The organism is Clostridium nitrophenolicum, from assembly GCF_055391695.1.
The window spans coordinates 5,594,685-5,617,591 of the sequence record NZ_AP042469.1 but is presented as its reverse complement, the minus strand read 5'-3'; the positions used below and the strand labels follow the sequence as shown (position 1 = coordinate 5,617,591).

General features: G+C 29.6%; 28 protein-coding genes. 19 read left to right on the top strand and 9 right to left on the bottom strand.

The features are described 5' to 3' along the window. Positions 1-13: 13 nt before the first annotated feature. The 6 genes from gyrB to dnaA all read right to left on the bottom strand — a co-directional run bounded on the left by gyrB (position 14) and on the right by dnaA (position 6,369). Entirely contained in the window at positions 14-1,927 is a 1,914-nt protein-coding gene (gyrB, locus tag ACZ5N4_RS26735) for a DNA topoisomerase (ATP-hydrolyzing) subunit B (protein ID WP_464205837.1), read from the bottom strand. 15 nt (positions 1,928-1,942) lie between these two features. Continuing rightward, a complete protein-coding gene (gene remB / locus ACZ5N4_RS26730) occupies positions 1,943-2,206 on the bottom strand; it encodes an extracellular matrix regulator RemB (protein WP_178906159.1) in 264 nt (87 codons plus the stop codon). 21 nt (positions 2,207-2,227) lie between these two features. Next, positions 2,228-3,319, bottom strand: coding sequence for a DNA replication/repair protein RecF (gene recF / locus ACZ5N4_RS26725; protein ID WP_464205835.1), 1,092 nt, complete (start codon positions 3,317-3,319; stop codon positions 2,228-2,230). Between the two features lie 101 nt (positions 3,320-3,420). After that, the gene (yaaA, locus tag ACZ5N4_RS26720; protein WP_464205832.1) at positions 3,421-3,627 is read right to left on the bottom strand and encodes a S4 domain-containing protein YaaA; all 207 of its coding nucleotides are present in this window, start codon (positions 3,625-3,627) and stop codon (positions 3,421-3,423) included. Positions 3,628-3,652: 25 nt separating this feature from the next. Continuing rightward, a complete protein-coding gene (gene dnaN / locus ACZ5N4_RS26715) occupies positions 3,653-4,756 on the bottom strand; it encodes a DNA polymerase III subunit beta (RefSeq protein WP_464205830.1) in 1,104 nt (367 codons plus the stop codon). A gap of 260 nt (positions 4,757-5,016) precedes the next feature. Further along, the gene (gene dnaA / locus ACZ5N4_RS26710) at positions 5,017-6,369 is read right to left on the bottom strand and encodes a chromosomal replication initiator protein DnaA (protein WP_464205828.1); all 1,353 of its coding nucleotides are present in this window, start codon (positions 6,367-6,369) and stop codon (positions 5,017-5,019) included. A gap of 572 nt (positions 6,370-6,941) precedes the next feature. Here dnaA and rpmH point away from each other — a divergent pair. The 13 genes from rpmH to ACZ5N4_RS26645 all read left to right on the top strand — a co-directional run bounded on the left by rpmH (position 6,942) and on the right by ACZ5N4_RS26645 (position 16,992). Then, positions 6,942-7,076: a 50S ribosomal protein L34 gene (gene rpmH / locus ACZ5N4_RS26705; RefSeq protein WP_178906164.1), complete on the top strand. Its 135-nt coding sequence runs from the start codon at positions 6,942-6,944 to the stop codon at positions 7,074-7,076. 55 nt (positions 7,077-7,131) lie between these two features. Continuing rightward, the gene (gene rnpA, locus ACZ5N4_RS26700) at positions 7,132-7,464 is read left to right on the top strand and encodes a ribonuclease P protein component (RefSeq protein WP_178906165.1); all 333 of its coding nucleotides are present in this window, start codon (positions 7,132-7,134) and stop codon (positions 7,462-7,464) included. Continuing rightward, positions 7,465-7,674 carry a membrane protein insertion efficiency factor YidD gene (gene yidD, locus ACZ5N4_RS26695; RefSeq protein ID WP_464205825.1) on the top strand — a complete coding sequence of 70 codons (210 nt, stop codon included), beginning with the start codon at positions 7,465-7,467 and terminating at the stop codon, positions 7,672-7,674. Positions 7,675-7,694: 20 nt separating this feature from the next. Then, entirely contained in the window at positions 7,695-8,354 is a 660-nt protein-coding gene (locus tag ACZ5N4_RS26690) for a membrane protein insertase YidC (protein WP_464205823.1), read from the top strand. A 13-nt stretch (positions 8,355-8,367) separates the two neighbouring features. Beyond that, the gene (gene jag / locus ACZ5N4_RS26685; RefSeq protein WP_464205821.1) at positions 8,368-8,994 is read left to right on the top strand and encodes an RNA-binding cell elongation regulator Jag/EloR; all 627 of its coding nucleotides are present in this window, start codon (positions 8,368-8,370) and stop codon (positions 8,992-8,994) included. Positions 8,995-9,046: 52 nt separating this feature from the next. Then, positions 9,047-10,426, top strand: coding sequence for a tRNA uridine-5-carboxymethylaminomethyl(34) synthesis GTPase MnmE (gene mnmE / locus ACZ5N4_RS26680; RefSeq protein WP_464205820.1), 1,380 nt, complete (start codon positions 9,047-9,049; stop codon positions 10,424-10,426). 9 nt (positions 10,427-10,435) lie between these two features. Further along, complete coding sequence (mnmG, locus tag ACZ5N4_RS26675) at positions 10,436-12,340, top strand: tRNA uridine-5-carboxymethylaminomethyl(34) synthesis enzyme MnmG (protein WP_464205818.1); 1,905 nt, start codon at positions 10,436-10,438, stop codon at positions 12,338-12,340. A gap of 308 nt (positions 12,341-12,648) precedes the next feature. After that, positions 12,649-13,368 carry a 16S rRNA (guanine(527)-N(7))-methyltransferase RsmG gene (gene rsmG / locus ACZ5N4_RS26670; protein ID WP_464205816.1) on the top strand — a complete coding sequence of 240 codons (720 nt, stop codon included), beginning with the start codon at positions 12,649-12,651 and terminating at the stop codon, positions 13,366-13,368. Positions 13,369-13,469: 101 nt separating this feature from the next. Continuing rightward, on the top strand, positions 13,470-14,246 hold the full coding sequence (gene noc / locus ACZ5N4_RS26665) for a nucleoid occlusion protein (RefSeq protein WP_464205814.1): 777 nt from the start codon (positions 13,470-13,472) through the stop codon (positions 14,244-14,246). A 226-nt stretch (positions 14,247-14,472) separates the two neighbouring features. Beyond that, the gene (locus tag ACZ5N4_RS26660) at positions 14,473-15,240 is read left to right on the top strand and encodes a ParA family protein (RefSeq protein WP_178906172.1); all 768 of its coding nucleotides are present in this window, start codon (positions 14,473-14,475) and stop codon (positions 15,238-15,240) included. Between the two features lie 7 nt (positions 15,241-15,247). Beyond that, a complete protein-coding gene (locus ACZ5N4_RS26655) occupies positions 15,248-16,111 on the top strand; it encodes a ParB/RepB/Spo0J family partition protein (RefSeq protein ID WP_464205812.1) in 864 nt (287 codons plus the stop codon). Between the two features lie 57 nt (positions 16,112-16,168). Continuing rightward, on the top strand, positions 16,169-16,675 hold the full coding sequence (locus ACZ5N4_RS26650; protein WP_464205810.1) for a DUF4446 family protein: 507 nt from the start codon (positions 16,169-16,171) through the stop codon (positions 16,673-16,675). 62 nt (positions 16,676-16,737) lie between these two features. Beyond that, a complete protein-coding gene (locus ACZ5N4_RS26645; RefSeq protein ID WP_464205809.1) occupies positions 16,738-16,992 on the top strand; it encodes a YkuS family protein in 255 nt (84 codons plus the stop codon). Between the two features lie 37 nt (positions 16,993-17,029). On the opposite strand, the gene yyaC is transcribed toward ACZ5N4_RS26645, so the two are convergent. From yyaC to ACZ5N4_RS26630, 3 genes are all read right to left on the bottom strand, one after another. Next, the gene (gene yyaC / locus ACZ5N4_RS26640) at positions 17,030-17,635 is read right to left on the bottom strand and encodes a spore protease YyaC (protein WP_464205807.1); all 606 of its coding nucleotides are present in this window, start codon (positions 17,633-17,635) and stop codon (positions 17,030-17,032) included. Between the two features lie 125 nt (positions 17,636-17,760). Then, positions 17,761-18,816 carry a sporulation integral membrane protein YtvI gene (gene ytvI, locus ACZ5N4_RS26635; RefSeq protein WP_464205805.1) on the bottom strand — a complete coding sequence of 352 codons (1,056 nt, stop codon included), beginning with the start codon at positions 18,814-18,816 and terminating at the stop codon, positions 17,761-17,763. Between the two features lie 5 nt (positions 18,817-18,821). After that, positions 18,822-19,979: an aminotransferase class V-fold PLP-dependent enzyme gene (locus ACZ5N4_RS26630; protein ID WP_464205803.1), complete on the bottom strand. Its 1,158-nt coding sequence runs from the start codon at positions 19,977-19,979 to the stop codon at positions 18,822-18,824. A gap of 329 nt (positions 19,980-20,308) precedes the next feature. Here ACZ5N4_RS26630 and ACZ5N4_RS26625 point away from each other — a divergent pair, with 329 nt between their 5' ends. The 6 genes from ACZ5N4_RS26625 (at position 20,309) to rpsR (ending at position 22,876) form a co-directional block, all read left to right on the top strand. Beyond that, entirely contained in the window at positions 20,309-20,560 is a 252-nt protein-coding gene (locus tag ACZ5N4_RS26625) for a putative Se/S carrier protein (RefSeq protein ID WP_464205801.1), read from the top strand. A gap of 74 nt (positions 20,561-20,634) precedes the next feature. Then, positions 20,635-21,525, top strand: coding sequence for a mechanosensitive ion channel family protein (locus ACZ5N4_RS26620; protein ID WP_464205799.1), 891 nt, complete (start codon positions 20,635-20,637; stop codon positions 21,523-21,525). Positions 21,526-21,529: 4 nt separating this feature from the next. Beyond that, positions 21,530-21,727 (top strand): DUF951 domain-containing protein, encoded by a 198-nt coding sequence (locus ACZ5N4_RS26615; protein ID WP_178906181.1) that lies wholly within the window; start codon positions 21,530-21,532, stop codon positions 21,725-21,727. A gap of 106 nt (positions 21,728-21,833) precedes the next feature. Next, entirely contained in the window at positions 21,834-22,121 is a 288-nt protein-coding gene (gene rpsF, locus ACZ5N4_RS26610; RefSeq protein ID WP_464205797.1) for a 30S ribosomal protein S6, read from the top strand. A 16-nt stretch (positions 22,122-22,137) separates the two neighbouring features. Further along, on the top strand, positions 22,138-22,584 hold the full coding sequence (locus tag ACZ5N4_RS26605) for a single-stranded DNA-binding protein (RefSeq protein WP_178906183.1): 447 nt from the start codon (positions 22,138-22,140) through the stop codon (positions 22,582-22,584). Between the two features lie 37 nt (positions 22,585-22,621). Continuing rightward, a complete protein-coding gene (gene rpsR, locus ACZ5N4_RS26600) occupies positions 22,622-22,876 on the top strand; it encodes a 30S ribosomal protein S18 (RefSeq protein ID WP_211142338.1) in 255 nt (84 codons plus the stop codon). Positions 22,877-22,907 lie beyond the last annotated feature (31 nt).

Here is a 22,907-nt window from a genome sequence, read left to right as displayed (position 1 = left end):
TTACACCTCTTTGCTATATGTCTAAGTTTACAACTTTCTTCGCATTTTCCGTTATGAACTCTCTACGTGGTTCTACCTTATCACCCATAAGTATAGTAAAGATTTCATCAGCAGCCATAGCATCCTCTACTGTTACTTGTAGCAATGTTCTTTCTTCTGGATTCATAGTGGTCTCCCAAAGCTGTGTAGCATCCATTTCTCCAAGTCCTTTATACCTTTGAATATTTGTATTATTATCTTTTCCGCCTAACTCTTGTAACAATCTTTCTAACTCTTTATCACTATAAGCATAACTATCCTTTTTATTTTTTGTTACTTTATAAAGTGGTGGTTGAGCTATATATACGTGTCCTTGCTCTACAAGCTCTTTCATATATCTGTAGAAGAATGTAAGTAATAAGGTTCTTATATGTGCGCCATCCACGTCTGCATCTGTCATTATAATTATTCTATTATATCTTATTTTTTCTATGTCAAAGTCTTTACCAATTCCTCCACCAAAAGCTGTTATCATAGCTCTTATTTCTTCGTATCCTAAAATTTTATCAAGTCTTTGTTTTTCAACATTCATTATTTTACCACGAAGAGGTAATATGGCTTGAAATCTTCTATTTCTTCCTTGCTTTGCAGAACCACCAGCTGAATCACCCTCTACTAAATAAATTTCACATTCTAAAGGGTCTTTAGATGAACAATCAGCAAGCTTTCCAGGTAAGGAAGTACTTTCAAGAACAGACTTACGACGAGTAAGTTCTCTTGCTTTTCTAGCTGCTTCCCTAGCACGCGCTGCCATTAATGCTTTATCAAGTATACTTTTAGATACCTGCGGATTTTCTTCTAGAAAAACACTTACTCCTTCTCCAACTATACTGTCAACTATGCCACGTACTTCACTGTTACCAAGCTTAGTCTTAGTCTGACCTTCAAATTGAGGATCTGTTAATTTTACTGATATAACAGCTGTTAAGCCTTCCCTTATATCTTCACCGGATAGATTTTTATCATTTTCTTTTAATATCCCAAACTTTTTAGCATAATCATTAAAAACTCTCGTAAGCGCTGATTTGAAACCTGCTAGATGTGTTCCACCTTCAACTGTATCTATGTTGTTGGCAAATGAAAAAATATTTTCAGCATAGCTATCGTTATATTGAATAGCTATTTCTACTGAATAATCATCCTTCTTTCCTTCGATATATATTGGCTCTTTATGAACTGTCTCTTTATTTCTATTTAAGTAAGTAACAAAAGATTTAATACCGCCTTCATAATGAAATACTTCTTTTTTATTGTTTCTCTCATCATTTAATGTTATCTTTATACCCTTATTTAAAAATGCAAGTTCTCTAAGTCTTTGTGCTAGGGTATCATAATCATATTCTATTTCATCAAATATGTCGCTATCAGGCTGAAAATGTGTTTTTGTTCCATGCTCATCACTATCGCCTACTATTTCTAGCCCAGTTATAGCTTTACCTCTTTTGTAAACTTGTTTCCATATGTGACCTTCTCTTTTAACTTCAACTTCGCATAACTCTGAAAGCGCATTTACAACTGATGCTCCAACTCCGTGTAGTCCACCAGATACTTTATATCCACCGCCTCCAAATTTACCACCTGCATGAAGTACTGTCATTATGACTTCTACTGTTGGTTTTTGCATTTTAGGATGTATACCAACAGGCATACCCCTACCATCATCAATAACGGTTATAGAATTATTCTCATGTATAGTTATATCTATATTTTTGCAGAATCCAGCCAGTGCTTCATCTATACTATTGTCTACTATTTCATATACTAAATGATGAAGCCCTCTAGAGCTAGTACTGCCTATATACATTCCTGGTCTTTTTCTTACTGCTTCTAACCCCTCTAATACTTGTATCTGACTTTCATCATAAATTTGTTTTTTTTCTTCTGTCATATCTATCCTCCTATCCTAAGGCTCATAATACAGAAGTTCTGATCTTTTTGTTAAAGTTGCTGAAGATATAGGGGATAAATAAACCTTACTTTTTTTATCCACTTCAGCTATTATAAATGACTTTGGTTTATCCTTAGTTATTCTTTGAACAAAACCATCTTCCTCAGCCATTCTTAAAAATTGGATTGTATCAGAACTATACATTGAAGTTTCCATGTCAAATATTCCAATTATATCTTTTATTGGTACTACTACATTTTCTCCTAAATGCAGAAACATAAGCTAATCCCCTTTCAAATTTTAAACTATCTCTACAGTACCATTCTTAACTTTAAACAGTTGAGCCTCATTTTTTAGGTATTTTTCTATATCGCCAATACCAGTGCAAGTTATAAATGTCTGTATATTATTAATTGAATTTAATATAAATTTTTGCCTATTTGCATCAAGTTCAGATAGTACATCATCGAGTAAAAGCACAGGGTATTCCCCTGTAACTTCTTTTACTATCTCTAAAGAAGCAAATTTAATAGTTAAAACTGAAGTTCTTTGTTGTCCCTGAGAACCAAAAACTTTTGTGTCTATTCCATTTATTTTTATATTAAAATCATCTCTATGTGGCCCTATTGAAGTTGCTCTTTTTTCGAAATCTTTTATTCTATTAATCTTCAACATATCTAGAAGTTCATGTTCTGCATTGTCTACATTTTTAACAGATGTTATATAATTAAAATCGATATTCTCAGCTTTTGATGTTATATCACTGTGTATTGATTTTCCCTTATCATTCAAGCTTTTTATATATTTATCCCTTGCCTTTACTATTGCTCCTCCATATTTAGAAAGCTGTTCATCGTATACTTCTAACATATATTCTTGCTTTTCATTATACTTCTTTAAAATTATATTTCGTTCATTTAATGACTTATTATATTGAACTAAATTAAAATAGTATTTTTTGCTTAATTTGCATAATTCAATATCTAAAAATTTCCTTCTAAAAGACGGAGATTCTTTGACTATTTTCAAATCTTCCGGAGAGAAAATGACAACATTTAAAACTCCTATCAACTCAGATATCTTATTTACCTTTATTGAGTTTACATTTATGCCCTTTTTCCCTTCTTTGAATATTTTTATTTCTATCTTTTTGTCTAGTCTTTCCTTAGCCACATATAACTTTATATAGGCCTCTTCACCATTCCAGTTGATAAGCTCCTTGTCTTTACTTGTTCTAGGGGACTTACCAATACTGCAATAGTATATGCTTTCCAAAATATTTGTTTTTCCTTGAGCATTATCTCCGATGAATACATTGACACTTTTGCTTAATTCTATATTAAGCTCTTTATAATTCCTATAATTAATAAGTTGTAAATATTTAACATACATAAAAACACCTAGTATAATTATACCATAATATAGTTAATACACAATTAACTATATTACTTTCATAAATTATAATTATAATTCATTTAAATAATAATTGTAAATTATATTATTGTGTAAGTTTCTCCATTAAATTCTATTGTATCTCCTTTAATAATCTTTTTTCCTCTTCTTGTCTCTACTTCACCATTTACAATAACCATACCATCTTGTATAACCATTTTTGCTTCAGATCCTAAAGAAACAGCTCCAACCCACTTTAAAAAAGAGTCAAGTTTAATAAATTCAGTATTTATTTTTACATCTTTCATTTTTAGTATCTCCATTTCTATTTCTTTAATGATTTAATAATCTTACAGGAAGTACTAAATAAGTACAATTATTCACTTCTTTATTTTTCATTAAACAAGGGCTTACGCTACTAGAAAATTCCATTACAATTTCGTCTTCATCCATTATTTTCAACACATCTATAAGATATTTTGAATTAAATGCAATTTGCAGAGGCTCTCCTTGCAAAATAATATTAAGTTCTTCCCTTACCATTCCCAATTGAGAATTAGAGGTTATAACCATATTTTCATCTTCGATACTAAGCTTTACAAGATTTGTATTCCCTTCTTTAGCCATTAATGATGCTCTCTCAATACAATTCAATAAATCCGTTCTCTTAGCAATAGCTTTTAAGTTATATTCACTTGGAATTATGGAATTATATTTTATGAAATCACCTTCTAGTAACCTGGATATAATCTTAGTTTCACCTAAACTAAATAATATATGATTAGGTGTAAATGTTATATTAACATTTTCATCCTCTTCTTCTAGTATTTTAGATACTTCATTTAAAGTTTTACCTGGAATTACAGCATTTATAGTATTATCTGTTTCTAAAATCTCAGATCTTAATGCTAATCTATAACCATCTAAAGCAACAAGATTCAAATTTTTATTATTTATTTCAAATAAAACACCTGTAAGTATAGGTCTAGTATCGTCTTGTGCTGTAGCAAAAATAGTACTTTTTATCATATTTTTTAGTATCTTTTGAGGTATAGAAAATATCATATTTTCGTTTATATTAGGAAGTTCAGGAAAATCATTAGCATTCATATGAATAAGAGTAAACCTGGATTTTTGGCATAAAATCTCAATAGAATTATTATCTATTGTATTAATGTGTATTACGTCATTTGGAAGTTTTCTTATTATTTCACCAAAAATTTTAGCATCTATTACTATGCTTCCTTCTTCTAATATTTCAGCTTTTACTCTAGTTTCTATGCTTAGATCTATATCTGAACCAGTTAAAATTATTTCATTGTTAAAAGTTTTAATTAATATGCCATTTAAAACAGGCATAGTTGACTTACCAGTAACAGCTTTTTGAGCTGTGGATATACCTTCTTGTAGAATAGATTTTTCACATGTGAATCGCATTAAAAACCCTCCTTATTCACAATATATTTTTTCTATATATAGAATAGATAATTAAATAATTTCTAGTAGTAATAGTAGTAGGGGCTGTGAGTATGTTGATAACCCATAGACCTGTTGAAAACACTTAAAAATAGGAAAAAAATAAGTGTGGATAAGTAAATCTAATATAATTAACTTTATCCACATTATTAAATGTATAAATGATAATATTTAGTTATCAACATAGTATCCTACATTTAATATAAACAGATGTTAATAACCTATTTTTGATCTATTTTTTTCGTAAGGTCATTAATAACATTTTGAAGTCCTTCATCAGATTTTAAATTACTTGATATTTTTTCATATGCATGTATTACTGTAGTATGATCTCTACCACCAAATTCCTCCCCTATCTTTGGAAGGGACATGTCGGTAAGTTTTCTACAAAGATACATAGCTATTTGTCGTGGAAATGCTACATTTCTAGTTCGTCTAGACGATTTTAAATCTTCTATCTTAAGGCTGAAGTAATTAGAAACTACATCCTGGATTAAATCTATCGTTACTTGTTTAGACTGCTTACTTGATATAATATCTTTTAAGGCTTCAGTAGCTAAATCTACGCTTATTTCTTTATTTGTTAATGAAGAAAATGCAACAATTCTTATTAATGCACCTTCTAATTCTCTTATATTTGATTTAATCTTAGTAGCTATGTATACCATAACTTCATTTGGAATATTTAAGTTCTCTACATCTGCTTTTTTCTTAAGAATAGCCATTCTTGTTTCAAAATCAGGTGCCTGTATATCTGCTATAAGTCCCCATTCAAATCTAGAACGAAGTCTATCTTCAAGTGTAGGTATTTCCTTTGGAGGCCTATCACTTGAAAGAATAATTTGTTTATTAGCTTCATGTAATGCATTAAAGGTATGGAAAAACTCTTCTTGAGTTCTCTCTTTTCCTGCAATAAATTGAACATCATCTATTAAAAGAACATCAATATTTCTATATTTATTTCTAAAATCTTCGTTTTTATCATCTTTAATAGAATTTATAAGTTCATTAGTAAATTTTTCAGAAGAAACGTAAACTACTTTTGATTTTGAATTATTTTGAAGTATATAATGTCCTATGGCATGCATTAAGTGAGTTTTTCCAAGTCCAACTCCTCCATATATAAATAGAGGATTATATGCTTTAGCTGGAGCTTCTGCTACAGCTAGTGATGCTGCATGAGCAAATCTATTACTGTTTCCTATGACAAAAGAATCAAAAGTGTATTTAGGGTTAAGCATTGCAGACATTTCATCATTCACTGTAATAGAAGGTTTATCATTAATTATTTTGGGTTTGGGTTCTTCAGAATCAACTGCTTCTTCAGATAGTATAAAAAACTCTACATTGTATTTTTTTGAAGTAATAAGCTTAAGAGCATTTACAATGAGCTCTTTGTATCTACTGTCAAGAATTCCTTTAGTAAAATCATTTGGAACACTTAATTTAATTACATCCTCTTCAATAGATAATGGTATTATGCTTTTAATCCAAGTATTAAAACTTACTTCAGTAAGTTCTCCTTTAATTATGTTTAGAGTTTTTTCCCATGTTTCTTTTAAATGGGCATTCATTCTATATCCTCCAGTCTCGAATAAAAAATAAAATTCACATTAAATAAACATAATTATAAACATTATTATATTTTCTTGACAAATGTTTATTAAAATATTCACATGTTATAAAAGTTGTTGATAATATAATTAAAAAAAAATTATCAACAAAGGTACAAAAAATAAATATTAACATTATCAACACTGAATAATGCTAAGAAATTAGTCAAAAATATGAAAAGTAAGTATAATATTATAGAATGTTAAACAAGTTATACACAATTTTATTCACAGGTGTGGATAACTAACGTGCCACAAAAAGTTATACACAACTCTCTATTAATAATATCAAAAGCTGACAACCTATTCAATAAGTTATCCACAAAAAAGTAATAAAAAATATTAACAGGTCAGTTTTTGAAGCATTTAGCACTTCGAGAATTTATGTTGACATCGGAACATTAGGAATATATAATTTAATAGTGAAACTTTAAGGAAGTACACTTATGAGTTGAATAGTAGCAAATAATCCTCGTGAGCTTAATATATGGTTAAGAGGGTAATATAACTTGCCTAAAAGGGGGTGTAAGAACATGTTTATGACTTATCAACCAAAAAAGAAACAAAGAAAAAAAGAGCATGGTTTCAGAAAAAGAATGAGTACTTTATCAGGAAGAAATGTTCTTAAGAGAAGAAGACAAAAAGGTAGAAAAAGATTAACAGCATAAGGGCCGCTTTTGTGGCCTTTTTCTGCAACTGCAGAAAAAAGGAGCTAATTGAAGAATGAAAGTCAATAAAATAAGAAAGAATGTAGAGTTTAGAGCTATATATAGAAGAGGAAAATCATTTTCAAATGCTTTATTGGTATTATATATATATAAGAATAGAAAAAATATAAATAGATTAGGTATATCGGTAAGCAAAAAAGTAGGTAAAAGTGTAATACGAAATAGAGTTAAACGATTAATTAAAGAGAGTTATAGATTAAATTGCAGTAAATTACACGTCGGATATGATTTTGTATTTATAGCTAGGAATGCTGCCAATGGAAAAAGTTATATTGAAATAGATGAAGCTGTTAAAAATCTTTTTAAAAAGGCAGGTCTCTACGATTAAATGAAAGAATTTTTAGTCTTTTTTATTAAAATTTATAGAAAGTATTTGTCACCTTTAAAACAGCCATGTTGTAGATTTTATCCAACTTGTTCCCAGTATGCATTAGATGCGCTGGAGAAATATGGTGTATTAAAAGGTGGATTTATGGCTATAAAAAGAATATTAAGGTGCAATCCTTTAAGTGAAGGTGGATATGACCCAGTCAAATAAATTATCAGGAGGTTTACAATTTGCAGTACTTAAACAGTGCATTTGTTCAGTTTTTTGAATTAGTTCATCAATGGGTAACTATGGTAATCCCTAATAAGAATATTTCATATGGTTTTGCTATAATTTTAATGACAGCTATAATTAGATTAATATTATTACCATTGAATATTAAACAAACTAAATCTTCTATAGCAATGAGTGAATTACAACCAGAAACTAAGAAAATACAGGAAAAATATAAAAATGACCCTCAGAGAGCACAACAGGAAATGATGAAGCTTTATAAAGAAAAAGGAGCAAATCCTCTTAGTGGATGTTTGCCAATGCTTATCCAGTGGCCTATTTTTATAGCGCTTTATTATGTATTTAACAATTTAACTGGTATAAATGGTGTTCATTTTTTATGGATACAAGACTTAGCTAAAAGAGATATTGTTCTTGCTATTCTTTCAGGTATAACTACATACTATTCAGGATCACTAATGATGCCTACTGGAGATAGTGCTCAAGCTAAGCAATCAGCAACTATGAACATAGGTATGTCTATATTCATGATTTTCATAAGCTGGAGCTTAAAGTCAGCGTTAGTGTTATATTGGGTAGTAAATAATTTAATTCAAATAATACAAACACTAGTTATGAAAAAAGTTGGTATAAGTAAAAGCACTAGTAAAGCTTAGGGGGGACTATGGTATGAAGGTTATAGAAATGACCGGAAGAACTGTTGAAGAAGCTTTGAAAAATGCTCTAAATGAACTCAAGGTTACAGAAGATAAGATAGAAGTAGAGGTTTTAGATGCAGGAAATAAAGGCTTCTTCAATTTAATTGGAGCAAGGCCTGCTAAAATAAGAGTAAAAGTAAAAAGAGATTACATGTACGAAGCTAAAACATTTATTAGGGATGTTTTAGATCACATGGGTGTTAGAGCTGAAATAAGGGTAAAAGAAGAAAATAATATTGTAAAAGTATCTTTAACAGGACCAGATATGGGAATACTTATAGGGTATAGAGGCGAAACTTTAGATTCACTTCAGTATCTTATAAGCTTGGTTGTAAATAAAGGTCATGAAATGGAATATAAAAGAGTTATTTTAGATACTGAGAATTATAGAATAAAAAGAGAAGAAACATTAAAAAGATTAGCAAGAAGAATAGCAGAGAAGGTTAGGAGAACAGGACGACCTGTTAAACTAGAACCAATGAATCCTTATGAAAGAAGAATAATTCACTCTGCACTTCAAAATGATTTTTATGTTAATACTTATAGTGAAGGTGAAGAACCTTTTAGAAGAGTTGTAGTAGATTTAAAGAAAGCCTAATGGCTTTCTTTTTGCTTTATTGATGTAAATATATAATAAAAGGAGTGATATGATGAAAGAATTTGATACAATAGCGGCCATTGCAACTGTTTTAGGAGAGGGAGGAATATCGATAATAAGAGTTTCAGGATCTAAAGCGTTAAATATTGTGGCTGGTATATTTAAAGGAAAAAGAGAAAAAGGTTTAGAAGATATAAAACCATATACTATGAGATATGGTTTTATAATAGAAAAGGAAACAGGAGATACTTTAGACGAGGTTTTAGTAAGCTATATGAAAGCTCCAAGAAGCTTTACGGCAGAAGATACTGTTGAAATAAATTGTCATGGTGGTGTAATTTCAACGCAAAAAATATTAGAAGAAGTAATAAAAAATGGTGCAAGACTTGCTGAACCAGGTGAATTTACAAAACGAGCATTTTTAAACGGAAGAATTGATTTAAGTCAGGCAGAGGCTGTTATAGATATAATTAGAGCAAAAACTGAACTTTCTATGAAATCAGCAGTTCAGCAATCTAATGGTAGAGTTTCTAGAGAGATAAATAATATTAGGGGAAAACTATTAGAGATAATTGCGCATATTGAGGCTACGGTAGACTATCCAGAGGAAGATTTAGAGGAAATGACTGCAGATAAAGTAACATATGATCTTACATCTGTTTTAAATAAAATAAAAGAAATATTAAGTACTGCAGATGAGGGAAAAATAATCCGAGAAGGACTTAATACTGTTATTGTTGGTAAACCTAATGTAGGTAAATCATCTCTTTTAAATTCGCTATTAATGGAAAAGAGAGCTATAGTCACAGATGTACCAGGCACTACAAGAGATGTAATTGAGGAATATATAAATATAGATGGAGTGCCTGTAAAGATTATAGATACAGCAGGGATAAGAGAGACAGAAGATGTTGTTGAAAAAATAGGCGTTGAAAAATCTAAAGAAAAGATAAATGAAGCCGATTTAATTATATTGATGCTTGATTTAAGCAGAGAGCTAGATGAGGAAGATAAGGAAATTATAGAATATATAAAGGATAAAAAATACATTATTTTATTAAATAAATCTGATTTAGATGGTAAAATAAATAGGGAAAGTATTAGTAATCTGAATTCAAAATATATAATAGAAACTTCAGCAAAAACAGGTCAAGGCTTGGATAGGTTAAAAGAATGTATAAGAGAGTTATTTTTCAAGGGTGAAGTAAAGTCAAAGGATATACTTATTACTAGCACAAGACATAAAGAGGCACTAATTAAGGCAAAGGAAAACTGTATTCAAGCAATAGATGCCTTAGAAAATACATTGGCGATAGATTTGGCGTCTATAGACATAAGAAACGCTTGGAGCAGCCTAGGAGAAATAACTGGAGATACATTAGATGAAGATATAATAGATAAGATATTTGCAGAATTTTGTTTAGGAAAGTAGGTTAAATATATGGAGTATTTTGGAGGAGAATATGATGTAGTTGTTGTTGGAGCAGGGCATGCTGGATGTGAGGCTAGTCTTGCTGCAGCTAGAATTGGTTGCAAAACCTTATTATGTACAATGAACTTAGATAGTGTAGCTTTTATGCCTTGTAATCCTAACATTGGTGGAACAGCAAAAGGACATTTAGTTAGGGAAATAGATGCTTTAGGCGGAGAAATGGGAATTAATACTGATCATACTTTTATACAATCGAGAATGTTAAATACATCTAAAGGACCTGCAGTACATTCATTAAGAGCTCAAGCGGATAAAAAAAGATATGCAGATAAGATGAAGCATATTCTTGAAAAGGAATCTAATCTTGACTTAAGACAGCTAGAGGTAATATCGATAAAAACAGAAGAAGGAAAAGTATGTGGTGTATTAACTAAAAATGGTGCATATTTTAAAACTAAAACAGTAATTCTTGCTACAGGCACTTACTTAAAGGGAAAGGTTATTATAGGTGATGTAAGCTATAATTCAGGTCCAAATGGTTTTATGCCTGCTAATGATTTATCGCAAAGTTTATTAGATTTAGGCATAGAAATTAGAAGATTTAAAACTGGTACACCTGCAAGGATAAATAGAAGAAGTGTAGATTTTTCAAAAATGATAATACAAAATGGTGATGAAAAAATAGTTCCATTTTCATTTATGAGTGGTAAGTTGGATAGAGAACAAATACCATGTTATTTGACTTATACAACTGATGATACTCTTAAGGTTATAAGAGATAATATATATAGGTCTCCTTTATACAATGGTACTATTAAATCTGTTGGTCCAAGATATTGTCCTTCTATTGAAGATAAAGTTGTAAGATTTCCTGACAAGGAAAAACATCAAATATTTGTAGAGCCTGAAGGAGAAAATACAGAAGAACTTTATATAGGAGGAGCTTCTACATCATTACCAGAAGACGTTCAAATTGCTATGTACAGAACTATTACAGGGCTGGAAAATGCAGAAATAGTAAGAAGTGGTTACGCTATAGAGTATGACTGTATAAATCCACTCCAATTAAAACCTTCATTAGAATTCAAAAATGTAGAAGGGCTTTTTGGTGCAGGGCAAGTGAATGGAAGTTCTGGATATGAAGAAGCAGCTGCTCAAGGCATAATTGCAGGAATAAATGCTGCACTTGAAGTTAAGGGAAGAGATCCATTAATCTTAAGAAGATCAGATGGATATATAGGAGTTCTAATTGATGATTTGGTTACTAAAGGAACTGAAGAACCATATAGAATGATGACATCACGTTCGGAGTATAGACTTTTATTAAGACAAGACAATGCAGATTTGAGGTTAACGGATATAGGCTATGAAGTTGGGCTTGTTAGTGAAGATAGATATGAAAGATTTATAAATAGAAAAAAAGCAATAGAATTAGAAGTAGAGAGAATAAAAAATGTTCAAATAACACCTAAAAAAGAAGTTGTTGAGTTTTTAAACACATTGGATTCTACAGAACTTAAAAAGAATATAAGTTTATATGAGCTTATAAAGCGACCTGAGCTTGATTATGGCAAACTTGCACCGATCGATAAAGGTAGACCAGAACTTGACGATGATATAACAGATCAAGTAAACATTATATCTAAATATGAAGGATATATAAGCAAGCAATTAGAGCAGGTTGAGCAGTTTAAGAAGTTCGAAAGTAAGCTTATACCAAAAGATATAGATTATAGTAATATTAAAGGATTAAGACTGGAAGCAACTCAAAAGCTTGATAAAATAAGACCTATTAGTATAGGTCAGGCATCAAGAATTTCAGGAGTTTCTCCAGCTGATGTTTCTGTATTATTGATATACTTAGAAAGGGAATACAGAGCTAAAAGTGAAAGTTCAAATAATGAAATAATGTAATTAATAATGGTTTTTATTATGATATAATGAAGGATTTAATAACTTATAATTGGGTTGTATTTGATTTAAATAAATTTAGTTAAGCTTCAGATGGAATTTTCAATGTCCATCTGAAGTAAATTTTGATCGTTTGATTAGAGCTAGGGTTCATGGCTTACTTATAGTTTTGATGAGGCTTTAGTTGAAAATAAGAATGCTAATTTTAAATATTACATACATATTTAGGTCTTAGATATATTTTGGGTAATACATTAATACATAGAAATTTAACCGAATTACATAAAATATCAAGAATGGAGAGTTGCTATATGGAATATTTTGACATAATGAATTCCGCATGTTTAGATGTAGGATTAACAATGGATAACAAAATTTATGAAAAATTCATTGATTATAAAGAGTTAATAAAATTTTGGAATGAAAAGGTTAACCTTACAGCTATAGTAGATGATGAACAAATAATAAAGAAGCATTTTATAGATTGTATAAAGATATTTAAATTTTCTCCCCTAAAAGAAGCGAAAAGTATTATAGATGTGGGTACTGGCGCTGGATTTCCTGGTATACCTATAAAAATTGTTAAACCAGATGTAAATATGATACTTTTAGATTCCTTAAATAAGAGAATTAATTTTTTAAATGAAGTAATAAATAAAATAGATTTAAAAAATATAACAACTATTCATGGAAGGGCAGAGGACTTTTCAAGAAAAAGTGAATATAGAGAAAAATGTGATGCAGCAGTATCAAGAGCAGTTGCTAACCTTGCAGTGTTAAGTGAACTATGTATTCCATATGTAAAGGTTGGCGGATATTTTGTTGCTATGAAGGGACCATCTGTGGATGATGAAATTAAGGAAGGGAAAAATGCAGTATCTATTCTCGGAGGAAAAATTGAAGATATAGTTAAGATAGAGATAGAAAATAGCGACTTAAATCATAATTTAGTTATAATAAAAAAGATAAAAGAAACTCCCAAAGTGTACCCAAGAAAGGCTGGAACAGCTGCGAAAAAGCCTTTAAAATAAAGTGTATTAATTTGTCGTAAAAAAATTAAATAAAAAAGAAGGAAATTATAAAAGAATGAAGAAATGTTAATAAATAGGAAAGAGTAAGAGGGATGGTTAATATGCAAAATAATATCAATTATATATGTGTTGATTCAATTTTACCTAATTTATATCAACCAAGAAAATATTTTGATGAAGAAAGTCTTGAAGAATTAGCTCAATCTATAAATGCATATGGTATAATTCAACCTTTATCTGTGAGAAGGCTTCCTGATGATAAATATGAACTTGTAGCAGGTGAGAGAAGGCTTAGAGCAGCAAAAAAAGCTGGATTAACTGAGGTACCGGTTATAATAGTAGATATTAGCGATAGAGAATCTGCAGCTATTGCTTTATTGGAGAATTTACAGAGAGAGAATTTAAATTTTTTAGAAGAAGCTGAAGCTTACTACAATTTAATAAAGGATCATTCCTATACTCAAGAAAAATTAGCTGAAGCAATTGGAAAAAAGCAATCAACTATTGCTAATAAGATTAGATTACTTAGATTAGAACCTGAAGTAAGAGGTATTCTATTAGAAAACAATTTAACTGAAAGACATGCTAGGGCTTTACTTAAGTTACCTGATGTACAGTTGCAGAAAAAAGTATTAAAGATAGTTGTAAAAAAGGTACTAAATGTTAAGAAGACTGAAGAACTTATTGAAAAAGAATTAAGTAAAATTGAAGAGGGAAAAGCTACTTCTGTAAAAAAGAAAATAAAAGGTATATTTTCATCCAAGGTGTATATCAATACTGTAAGACAAGTGTTTGATAAATTCGGATTAAATGCTCAATATGCATCAAAAGACTTGGATGATAAAATTGAAATAACTATTACTATTCCAAAAGAGTAAATGTTTCACGTGGAACATTTACCTATAATTAATTTTAAAAAGCTTAGAGTTTATTTTAATATTTGTTCTTGAGCAATTGCTCAAGAATTTTTTTTGTCTGATCTTATATTAATATTAAAATAAAGCTTAATTTATCGATAATTTTTACATAAAATACTTTTATTATCTTATATAAAAATATATAATTAAATTGAGGTATTTGCTTAAGAGAGGGGTGGTGGAGTTTATGAAAGTTATATCAATATTTAATCAAAAAGGCGGAGTAGGAAAAACTACTACTAGTATAAACCTAAGTTCATATTTAGCAATGCAAGGATATAAAATTCTTAATATAGATATAGATCCTCAAGGTAATACAACCAGTGGCCTTGGTTTCGATAAGAGAAGTTTAACTGAATCTATGTATGATATTTTAACTTCCGACGCAACTATAGATGAAATTGCTAAAAAAAGCGAGCTTATAGACAATTTTTATTTGATTCCTTCTACTATGGAGCTAGCAGGTGCAGAAGTAGAGCTAATAAGTAAAGATAATAGGGAAAATATATTGAAAAATAAGATTTCAAATATGAAATCAAAATTTGATTATATATTTATAGATTGTCCACCTTCATTAGGATTGCTAACAATTAATGCACTTACTGCATCAGATAGTGTCCTTATTCCAATTCAATGCGAGTTTTATGCTTTAGAAGGAGTAGGTCAACTTATCAATACTATTCAACTTGTAAAAAAATCTTTAAATAAGGATTTAGAAGTTGAAGGAGTTATAATGAGTATGTATGATGGAAGAACAAAACTTTCCAATGAGGTTGTATCGGAAGTAAAAAGCTATTTTAAAGATAATGTCTATGAAACAACAATACCGAGAAATATTAGATTAGCAGAAGCACCTAGCTTTGGACTACCAATAATGCTTTATGATGATAAGTGTAGAGGAGCAGAAGCATATGAAAATTTAACAAAGGAGTTTTTGAGCAGACAAAAGGAGTGAAGAATATTTGAATAAAAAGTTTGGATTAGGAAAAGGTTTGGGAGCTTTAATACCTGAAGATAAAATTCAGGATAAGGACATTGATAAAAAAGACAATGTAAATCTGATAGATATTAATTTAATAAAGGCTAATGAAGGACAACCAAGAAAGAGCTTTGACGAAGAGAAAATAATACAACTTTCTCAATCTATAAAAGAGCATGGCATAATTCAGCCAATAATATTAAAGAAAGACAATGAAACATATACCATAGTTGCTGGGGAAAGACGATGGAGGGCATCAAAGCTTGCGGGAATTAAAGAAATTCCTGCTATTGTTATGGATTTAACTGATAAAGAGATTTTGGAAATATCTTTAATTGAAAATATCCAAAGACAAGATTTAAATCCAATAGAAGAAGCTATTGCATATAAGAAACTGATTGAAGATTTTAATATAACCCAAGAAGAGTTAAGTAATAGAATCGGTAAATCCAGAACTGCAGTCACGAATTGCTTAAGATTATTAAATCTTGATAAAAGAGTACAAGAATATTTAATTGATGGAGTAATATCAGAAGGACATGGCAGAGTATTGTTAGGGGTAGAGAATAAAGATCTTCAATATGAATTAGCTCAGGGGATAATAGATGAAAAGCTAAGTGTAAGAGAGACAGAAAAACTAATTAAAAGTCTAAATGTAAAAAAGAAAGATCAAAGTAATAAGATTAGCAACCAAAATCCTTATTATATAGATGTAAAGGAAAAACTTGAGACATTATTTGGTACAAAAGTTTTGCTTATGGATAAAAAAAATAAAGGTAAAATTGAAATTGAATACTATTCACAAGAAGATTTGCAGAGGATACTAGATATATTAAAAATACAATAAAAATACTAAATTAAGTTTATATGTTTCACGTGAAACATTAGCGGAAGGAGAAAATATATGCAGAACATCATAGGAATAATAAATAGTTTTCAAGCTTATATTATAATAGCACTTGCAGTATTAGTAATAATATTGTTTATTATGCTTATGGTTACATTAAAATCTTTAAACAAGCTAGAAGGTAAGTACAGAAAATTTATGAGAGGAGTAGACAATAAAAATCTAGAAGGATTGGTAACAGGTTATTTAGATAAAATAGATGAAGCAAAGCTAGAAGTTGAACATATGAAGGAATTGTATAATGAATTAAATCTAAAGTTAAAAGAATGTGTTCAAAAAGTTTCAATAGTAAGATACAGAGCATTTGAAGACGTTGGAAGCGATTTGAGTTTTTCTATTGCCTTACTGGATGAAAGTAATAGTGGTGTTATAATCACAGGTATTTATGGCAGAAATGAAAGTACAACTTATGCGAAGCCTATAGATAGAGGGATATCCAGATATGAGTTATCACAGGAAGAAGATCAGGTTTTACAAGAGTGTATAAATAAAACCTTAAAATAATTGTATATAAAGAATAAAAAACCTCCTTTAAGGGAATATTATTCCATAAAGGAGGTTTTTTTATGAAAATATGTGTAGCTAATGATTTACAATATATAAGAGAAGAATTAAAAAAAAGAGGATATGATATTGCTAATGATCAAAATAACACATTATGTGATGCGATAATATGTAACTTAAAAAATGGAGGCTTAACAACTTTAAATATGAATAATAGCATAAGAAGAGAAGGTACATTAATAATTGATTCAGGTAGCAAAACTGTAGAAGAAATAGAATATATACTTAATAATAGGGTTTATAGCAACCTATTTTAATATTACTTCTATACCTTAAAATATAAGTGCTTTATAATCAAGCCTCTATGTTTTCAGAAATACTGCTATTTTCAAGTAATTGGTTAGGTTTTCTACCACCAATAGTTTTTAATATAGAATGATATATGCCTTTAGATATTACTTCAGCAAGCTGCATTACAGTAAACAATCTTGTGTTTTGTAGTACCATAAATTCCATTGCACCAGATATATTAACAATACCTGTTATACTTAAGTTACCTACCTTAGGTAGGTCCTTATTCATGGCAGACCCAGGACATAGAGGTTTACCGTCAACAATTATCTTACCTACATTCTGTAAACTTCCTAAACATGCATCTATAGCAATTATAAAAGGATTTTGATATTTAGTGTTAATTTCATCTATAATATTAGAAAGATTCTTAGCATGAACAGGATACTGCAAATTTCCATATAAATATACCTTATCTCTAACTAAAAACTTTAACTTATCTCCTACTAAGGGTCCTAAGCTATCCCCTGTTGATCGATCAGTGCCAATACATAACACAATTATAGGTCTTTTATTTTTTACTATAGGACACAGTTCATCACTTAATATGTCTCTCAAAATAAAAATTGATTTTTTGGATGATGGATCAATTACTAATTTATCTACCATATATACAAACCTCCTATATTACGAATTTTAACCATATAGAGGTTATTTATACGTATTATATTTATTTACATAGAAAAAATTCCCGATATATTACAATCGGGAATCTCAAAATATAGAAACGTTTATTAAATTATATCAACTCTTCTAAGTATATTATAAAATACTACAAGAAATATACAGAAAATAATACCAGAAAATCCTCTAGCTTTAAGTCCTATAAATAAGGCCGCAAGTACGGCTACAGGATGAATGCCAAGAGAAGCGGATACTATTTTCGGTTCAATTATTTGTCTTATAATTGAAATAATAATATATGAAATCAAAATTCCAAATGCTGTAATATAGTTCTTTATAAAAAAGAAATAAAAAATAGCAAGAGGAATGTAAACTGCACCTATTCCTAGTATAGGTAGAATATCTGCTATGGCACATACGGTACTTAGGATAAGCACATATTTTACTTTAAAAACTAAAAATACAATTATCGTTTCTAAAAAAGTAATACCTATAATTAGTAGATAAGATAAAATATAGTTTCCAAGCATTCGTTTTGCTTCAATATATACATTCATTATTTTATCTGATTTAGTTGACGGAATAACATTTAGTAGCTTATTTTTATTTAAAACAATATCCTTAGTAAAAAAGTATGTAGTAAGTAGTGTAAAAAGTATAACCATTATTACATAAGGAACAATAGTTAGAAACCCTATTAATGATGATACTAATTTTCCAGTAATACTTACAGTGATATTGGATGCCTTAGTAATAAATCCGGAAAGATTGTTCTCTATGGCATTAACTATATATGGATCAAGATTATCATAATACTTTTTTAGTTTATCAAAGGATTCATATATATTAGGAGAATTCTTTGATACATATAGTTGAGTGTTTTTTCCAAGTTGAATGGCTTCTTGAGTTATAGTTGTTATTCCATAAGATAAAATAAATATAATAAAAGTAAAAAATATAATAGTAGTAATTAATGAAGCTACAGAACTTTTTATATTAAATTTTTTAATTAAGTACTCAGTAGGACGCTTTATTAATAGAGCACATATGAGTGCAAGTACAAAAGGAAGCGTGTAGTTTAGTGTGCTGAAGAAAACTAGAAAAACTACTGTGTATATTACAAAAAACAAAATTATTCTATCAATTTTGTTTAATAGTTTCTCCATTAGATCTAATCACATCCTTTTATAATTGAATTTAAAGCATGTAAAGCATAATTTATATCTTTTTTATCATTGAAAGGTCCTAAACTAAATCTTAAAGTTCCCTCTGGGAATGTTCCCATGGTTTTATGAGCTAAAGGTGCACAGTGTAAACCTGTTCTAGACATTATTCCATATTCTCTATCTAAAATAAATCCTAGTTCAGCATTATTAATTTTGCTTGAATTGATAGATATAGTTGGAGTTCTTAAGGCAGCATCTTTAAAACCATAAACTTTAATAGAAGGAATATTCAAAAGCTCATTAATAAAGTGTTGAGAAAGTTCTTGTTCTTTTTCTTGAATAGCTGTAATTCCTTCCTTCATTATATAGTTAATACCGGAAAGTAAACCTGCTATTCCAGGAGCATTTAATGTTCCGCTTTCGAATTTATCAGGAAGAAAATCAGGCTGAATAATACTCTGTGAAAGACTTCCAGTTCCCCCTTCTATAAAAGGTAGAGCCTCTTTGTTTAAAGCATCGTCAATTAAAAACCCACCAATGCCTTGAGGTCCTAAAAGACTTTTATGACCTGTAAATGTTAATGCGTTACATCCAATTTTATAAAAATCTACAGGTATTGCTCCAGCACTTTGTGCTGAGTCAATTACAAAATAAATATTCTTTTCTCTGCAAATTTCCCCAATTTCTTCAAGTGGCTGAATACTTCCTATTACATTTGAAGCGTGAGTTAAAGCTACCAGCTTAGTATTGGGCTTTATAGCATTTTTAAAATCCTCAACACTAATTACTCCCTCAGCGGAACACTCAATTATATCAAGATCAATATTTTTAGTCCCTTTTAAAGTAGAAAGTGGTCTTAATACTGAATTATGTTCCATTGAGGAAGTTATAACATGCCAACCATCTTTTATTACATTTTTTAATACTATGTTAAGTGATTGAGTTATATTTGCAGTAAAAATTACATTTTCTAATTTATCAAAATTAAAAAGTTTCATTAAGGCTTCTCTGCAATTATATATAATTCTATCGCCTTCTAATGCGTTAGCATAGCCACCTCTTCCAGGGTTTGCTCCAATATTTTTCATATAGTTAAACACAGAAGTATATACTTCTTCTGGTTTTGGATAAGTTGTTGCTGAATTATCTAAGTAAACCTTCATTGTTAAATTCCTCCAAATCCATGAAATTTATATGTTAAATAATAGTTTACATAATATTTTAACAATATAGTTTTAAATTTTTTATAAATTAATGATTATCAATAATTATCTATATATGAATTTTGATATAATAGAGTATAAGTTTGCATAGAACAAGTGTTATAAGTTACAATTATATGATTAGTTATTATTGATAATTCATTTACTTTAATTTAATATTAAAAATATTACATATATAATTATAAACTAAACTATATTAATTGTATACAAATGTAAAGTAAATATTAGGAGGGAGGAACAGTTCTAACACAGAGGACTGGATAAAATTAATGGACAAATATTATGTTTTAACTTTTCAAAATACTCATGGGGCAATTAGTGCAGAAAGCGTTTTAAAGGGAAAAAATATTAAGATAGAAATTATGCCTACACCTACAGGTATAACCAAAAGTTGCGGAATAAGTATAAAATTTAGTGAAGAGTACATGGAGAAAATTAAAGATTTAGTAAAAGATGAAAGTATAAATATAAAGAATGCATACGTAAAGGAAGGTTCTAATTATAAAGTATTCGAAATATAAAATATCAAAGAAACTTTAGGCTAATGGTTTTGAGGAATTTTTAAAAAGAACAATTATATATTTGGAGGGATGTAATGAAAGATTTATCTTCTTTTTTTAAGTTTAGTATCGATTTAGATAGAGGAATAGTACAGGTAGGAAACTTTAGTATACAAAAAGAAAGTATATATTATTTAGCTGCAACTATAATAAAAATTGCAATGGTACTAGTTGCTATGTATTTAATCGTTAAGATAGGAAATGGAATAATAAATAGATATATACATAAACAAAAAGATTTTAAATTTTCCTTAGATGATAGAAAAGCAAAAACAGTTGGTGCAATTTTAAAGAGTATACTTAGATATTCTGTATACTTTTTTGGTATCTTTAGTATAATTTCAATTATATCTCCGAAGATAGGACTTACAAGTCTTACATTTGCAGGAATAGGTGGAGTCGCTGTTGGATTTGGAGCGCAAAGCTTAATAAAGGATATAATAAATGGATTTTTTATATTATTTGAGGATCAATTTACTGTAGGAGATTATATAAATATTGATGATAAAGGTGGAATAGTAGAAAGCCTAGAGTTAAGAGTAACTAAGATAAGAGACTTTAATGGGGATTTGCATATAATTCCTAATGGGCTTATAACAAAAGTCACCAATCATTCAAGAGGCAATATAAGAATTATGGTAGATGTAGATATTGCCTATGATGAGGATGTTGATAAGGCTATTCAAGTAATATCAGATTTATGTGAAAAGTTTAAGGAAAAGAACGAAGAATGTGTTACAGAAGGACCTTCTGTTTTAGGAGTAGCTGCTTTTAAGGAAGGTGGCGTAAGTATTAGGGTAGCAGGAAAAACAAAGCCAATGAAACAGTGGGATACAGAAATGAAATTACGAAAAGAAATAAGGGAAGCTCTAAAAGGAGCAGGCATAAATATAAACTATCCTAAAGTAAAAATTGTAAAGGAGTGATAATATGGTTAAAGTTTTTTATCTTGGTGATATAGTTGAGATGAAAAAGGACCATCCATGCGGCAGTAAAGAATGGGAGATAACTAGACTTGGAGCTGATATAAAAATAAAATGCTGTGGATGTGGAAGAATTGTTATGCTGCCAAGAAGTAAGTTTGAAAAAGATGTAAAAAAAGTAGTTAAACAGAATTCACCAGAATAATAAAGTAAAAAATGTTGATTTCTATTTAAATAAGTGATAAAATACTAAGATGTAATCCCTGCTGTGTAAACACAGCCGTTAGTCCAAGGGGAGGAGGTGGAATCTAATGAGAAAGTATGAAACTATATTCATATTACACCCATCATTAGACGAAGAAGCTGTTAAAGCTAACGTTGAAAAATTTAAGGGCGTAATAGAAAATGGTGGAGGAGTAGTAGATAACGTTGATGCGTGGGGTAAGAGAAAGCTTGCTTACGAAATAAACAAAATTGGCGAAGGTCACTACACTCTAATAAACTTCAGCGCTGATCCTGAATTACCAAAAGAGTTAGATAGAGTATTCAGAATTACCGACAGTATTATAAGACACATAATAGTTAATAATGAAAGATAATAGGTGGTGTTTTTAGTTGAATAAGGTTGTTTTAATTGGAAGATTAACCAAAGATCCTGAGTTGAAATTTACCCCAGGAACTGGTACAGCTGTTGCCACCTTTACTGTAGCTGTTGATAGAAAGTTTTCTAAAGACGGACAAAAAGAAGCTGATTTTATCCCTGTAGTTGTATGGGGAAAACAAGCTGAATCTACAGCAAACTATATGGGTAAAGGAAAACTTATCGGTATTTGCGGTAGAATTCAAACAAGAAGTTATGATGCCAAGGACGGTACTAAAAGGTACGTTACTGAGGTCATTGCAGAGGAAGTACAATTCCTTGAATGGGGAAGTGGAAATAAAAATGCAATGCCATCATTTAATGAAGGGCCTTCAGAAGGTTTTGGAAGATCTCAATCCTTTGATGAAGGAGCCTATGGAGCAGATATTACTCCAGTAGATGATGGAGATATTCCATTCTAACTCACTCAATCTAACTATAAGGTAAGGAGGGAAGATTATGGCAAATAGAGAAGGCGCTAGAAGAAACTCAGCTAAGATGAGAAGAGCTAAGAGAAAAGTTTGTGCTTTTTGTATGGACAAATCTGAATTTATAGATTATAAAGATATAAATAAGCTTAGAAAGTATGTTACAGAAAGAGGAAAGATTCTTCCAAGAAGAATTTCTGGAAACTGTGCTAAGCACCAAAGAGAACTTACAGATGCTATAAAGAGAGCAAGAAACATAGCATTATTACCATTCACAACAGAATAGTTGTGAAAAGCGAAGAAGAAATTCTTCGCTT